Source organism: Rhizobacter sp. P1_G5 (assembly GCF_056405435.1).
Genome location: NZ_JBFUCB010000571.1, coordinates 1 through 3,933, shown reverse-complemented (window position 1 = coordinate 3,933; position 3,933 = coordinate 1). Strand labels below are relative to the sequence as shown.

Here is a 3,933-nt window from a genome sequence, read left to right as displayed (position 1 = left end):
AGGCCGAGATCCGCGGGCAGCCGATGGCGGCAGCCCGCGAGCGTGCGCAGCAGCTGATCGAGATKGCCGGGCTGCGCGGCTTCGAGAACAAGTACCCGTGGCAGCTGTCGGGCGGCATGCAGCAGCGCGTGGCCATCCTGCGGGCGCTGCTGCACGACCCGCCGGTGCTGCTGATGGACGAGCCCTTCGGCGCGCTCGACGCGATGACGCGCGAGCGCATGAACCTGGAGCTGCAGCGCATCTGGGGCGCCTCCGGCAAGACGGTGCTGCTGATCACGCACAGCATCCCGGAGGCGATCTTCCTGTCGGACCGGGTGGCGGTGATGACCGAGCGCCCGGGGGCCATCGCCGCGGTGTACGACATCGCGCTGCCGCGGCCGCGCTCGCTCGACGTGATGGGCAGCGAGGCCTTCGCCGCGTACGCGAAGACGCTGCGCGCGCACTTCTATGCGCAGGGGTCGCTCGATGCGCATTGAGGGCATCCTGCTGGTCGTGCGCGCGGTCGATTGCGGCGTGCGGCCGGTGGCGCTGCGCCTGCCGTTCCGCTTCGGCGCGGTCACGCTCGATCGCTGCCCGCAGCTCTTCGTGCGCGCCACCGTCGAGGTGGCCGGCCGCGGCAGCTGGCAAGGCCACGCGGCCGAACTGATGGTGCCGAAGTGGTTCGACAAGCGCGCCGGTTTCTCGCACGCGCAGAACGTCGAGCACCTGGCCAACGCCGTCGAGCGCACGGTGCAGGCCTACGCCGGCGATGCGTCGGCCAGTGCGTTCGAGCTGTTCCAGCGCCATGCAGCCGCGCTGGCCGACGCCGGCCGCCACGCCGGAGCGACCGAGCTGTCGAGCGCCTTCGGCGCGGCGCTGGTCGACCGCGCGGTGCTCGACGCGCTGTGCCGGGCGCTCGGTGTGTCGGTGTTCGAGGCGGTCGCGCGCAACGCGATCGGCCTGCAGCCCAGCGCGCTGCTGCCCGACCTGCGCGGCTTCGACTGGAACGGCTGGCTCCCGACGCTGGTGCCACCGCGGCTGCGCATCGAGGCCCGCCACACCGTGGGCCTGCTCGATGCACTGCAGCCGCTGCCCGAGGACGCCGGCCCGCTGCCGGTGAGCCTGCCGGCGGTGATCGCGCGCTACGGGCACCGGGTGTTCAAGATCAAGCTCGGCGGCGATCCGCGGGCCGACGTGCAACGCCTCGCCGAGGTGCTGGCGGTGCTCGACCGAGATGCGCCCGGCCACCGCTACACGCTCGACGGCAATGAGCAGTACGGCGACACGGCGGCGATCTCCGAGCTGTTCGCGCGGCTGGCTTCGCTGCCGGCATACGCCGCGCGGCCCGATGCGCTGCTGTACCTGGAGCAGCCGCTGCCCCGCGATCGCTCGTTCGACGGCGCGCTGCCACCCCTGCCCTGCCCGCTGCTGATGGACGAGGCCGACGGCACGCTGGACGCCTTCGTGCGCGGCCGCGACGCCGGCTGGCAAGGCGTGTCGAGCAAGGGCTGCAAGGGCTTCTACAAGTCGCTCGTCAACCGCGCGCGCTGCGAACGCTGGAACCAGGCCGCGCGGCGCGACGGCCAGGCGCCGGCGTGGTTCATGTCGGCCGAGGACCTGACCTGCCAGGCCGGCCTCGCGGTGCAGCAGGACCTGGCGCTGGCCGCGCTGCTGGGCCTGGATCATGCCGAGCGCAACGGCCACCACTACGCCGACGGCTTCGGTGCCGCGCCGGCCGCCGAACGCCAGGCCTTCGTGCGGGCCCATCCCGACCTGTACGACGGCGACGGGCGGCTGCGCATCGCCGGCGGCCGCATCGATCTCCATTCGCTGGYCGGCCCCGGTTACGCCCACGCGGCCACGCCAGACTGGTCGGCGATGCAGCCGCTGTCGCAGGCAGCCGCCCTCGTCTGAATCCTCATCGTCCGACCCCGCAAGGAGCCCCATGGCCACACAACGACTCGGTCTGATCATGCACGGCGTCACCGGCCGCATGGGCATGAACCAGCACCTGATCCGCTCGATCGTCGCGATCCGCCAGCAGGGCGGCGTGGCGCTCGCCAACGGCGACCGGCTGATGCCCGACCCGGTGCTGATCGGCCGCGATGCCGGCAAGATCGAGGCGCTGGCGAAGGCCCACGGCATCGCGCGCTGGGGCACCAACCTCGATGCCGCGATGGCCGACCGCGCCGACACCGTGTTCTTCGACGCCGGCACCACGCAGATGCGCCCGACGCTGCTCGCGCAGGCGATCCGCGCCGGCAAGCATGTCTACTGCGAGAAGCCGATCGCGACCAACCTGTCCGAGGCGCTGGAGGTGTGCCGCCTCGCGCAGCAGGCCGGCGTGAAGCACGGCGCGGTGCAGGACAAGCTGTTCCTGCCCGGCCTGCGCAAGCTCGACATGCTGAAACGCGCCGGCTTCTTCGGCCGCATCCTGTCGGTGCGCATCGAGTTCGGCTACTGGGTGTTCGAGGGCGACCTGCAGCCGATCCAGCGGCCGTCGTGGAACTACCGGCAGGAAGACGGCGGCGGCATCATCCTCGACATGGTGTGCCACTGGCGCTACGTGCTGGACAACCTGTTCGGCGAGGTGCAGGCGGTGTCGTGCCTCGGCACCACGCACATCCCGGAACGTTTCGATGAAGCCGGCAAGCCGTACCGCGCGACGGCCGACGACGCCGCCTACGCGACCTTCCAGCTGGCCGGCGGCGTGATCGCGCAGGTCAACAGCTCGTGGGTGACGCGCGTGCGGCGCGACGACCTGGTCACCTTCCACGTCGACGGCACGCACGGCTCGGCGGTGGCCGGGCTGACCGACTGCCGCAGCCAGGCGCGCGTGAACACGCCGCGCCCGGTGTGGAACCCCGACACGCGCCAGACCATGCCGTTCTTCGAGCAGTGGCAGGAGGTGCCCGATACGCAGCCGTACGACAACGGCTTCAAGCTGCAGTGGGAGCAGTTCCTGCGCCACGTGGCCGAGGACGCGCCGTACCGCTTCACGCTGCCCGAAGGGGCCAAGGGCGTGCAGCTGGTGGAGGCGGCGCTGAAAAGCTGGAAGGAGCGGCGCTGGGTCGACGTGCCGGCGCTGGGGGTGTGACGCGATGGACCTGTCGCTGAACCTCCCCGCTGCCGATGGCGGCCTCGCGCGCTACACGCTGAGCGGCCGCGAGGCCTGGCGCGCGCCGGCCGCGCCGGTCTTCAACCGCATCGCCTTCTCGGCCGCGCACGTGGTGGCGGATGCCCGCGCGGCGATCGACCCGTGGCTGGGCTGCGCGATCGACTGGGACGCGACCCTTGCGTACCGCCAGCGCCTGTGGCGCATGGGCCTGGGCGTGGCCGAGGCGATGGACACCGCACAGCGCGGCATGGGGCTGGACTGGCCGACCTCGCTCGAACTGATCGCGCGCTCGCTCGACGCGGCGCGCGACCTGCCGGGCGCGCGCATCGCGAGCGGTTGCGGCACCGATCAACTGGCGCCCGACGCGGCCCGCGGCATCGACGACGTGCTGCGCGCCTACGAGGAACAGATGGCCGCGATCGAGAAGCTCGGCGGCCGCCTGATCCTGATGGCCAGCCGCGCGCTGGCCCGCGTGGCGCGCGGCCCGGACGACTACGTGCAGGTCTACGGCCGCCTGCTGCGCCAGGCCCGCGAGCCGGTGATCCTGCACTGGCTGGGCGACATGTTCGACCCGGCGCTGGCCGGCTACTGGGGCAGCGCCGACGTCGACCGCGCGATGGACACCGCGCTGGCGGTGATCGAGGCGAACCCGGCGAAGGTCGACGGCATCAAGATCTCGCTGCTCGACAAGGACCGCGAGATCGCGATGCGCCGCCGCCTGCCGCCCGGCGTGCGCATGTACACCGGCGACGACTTCAACTATGCGGAGCTGATCGCCGGCGACGGCGTCGATGACGCGCCGTCGCAGCGGCACAGCGATGCACTGCTGGGCATCT

At 72.2% G+C, this 3,933-nt stretch carries 4 protein-coding genes; all 4 read left to right on the top strand.

All coding sequences use genetic code 11. The features are described 5' to 3' along the window. Positions 1–476, top strand: a 476-nt coding sequence (locus tag AC1D12_RS27140; protein WP_477844132.1) for an ABC transporter ATP-binding protein, incomplete at its 5' end; no start/stop codon positions are given. Continuing rightward, complete coding sequence (locus AC1D12_RS27135) at positions 466–1,893, top strand: enolase-like domain-containing protein (RefSeq protein WP_477844130.1); 1,428 nt, start codon at positions 466–468, stop codon at positions 1,891–1,893. The genes AC1D12_RS27140 and AC1D12_RS27135, both read left to right, overlap by 11 nt. Positions 1,894–1,924: 31 nt before the next feature. Further along, positions 1,925–3,076, top strand: coding sequence for a Gfo/Idh/MocA family protein (locus tag AC1D12_RS27130; RefSeq protein WP_465112562.1), 1,152 nt, complete (start codon positions 1,925–1,927; stop codon positions 3,074–3,076). Between the two features lie 4 nt (positions 3,077–3,080). Continuing rightward, positions 3,081–3,933 (top strand): DUF993 family protein (locus AC1D12_RS27125; RefSeq protein ID WP_477844129.1); only part of this gene is annotated, 853 nt, incomplete at its 3' end.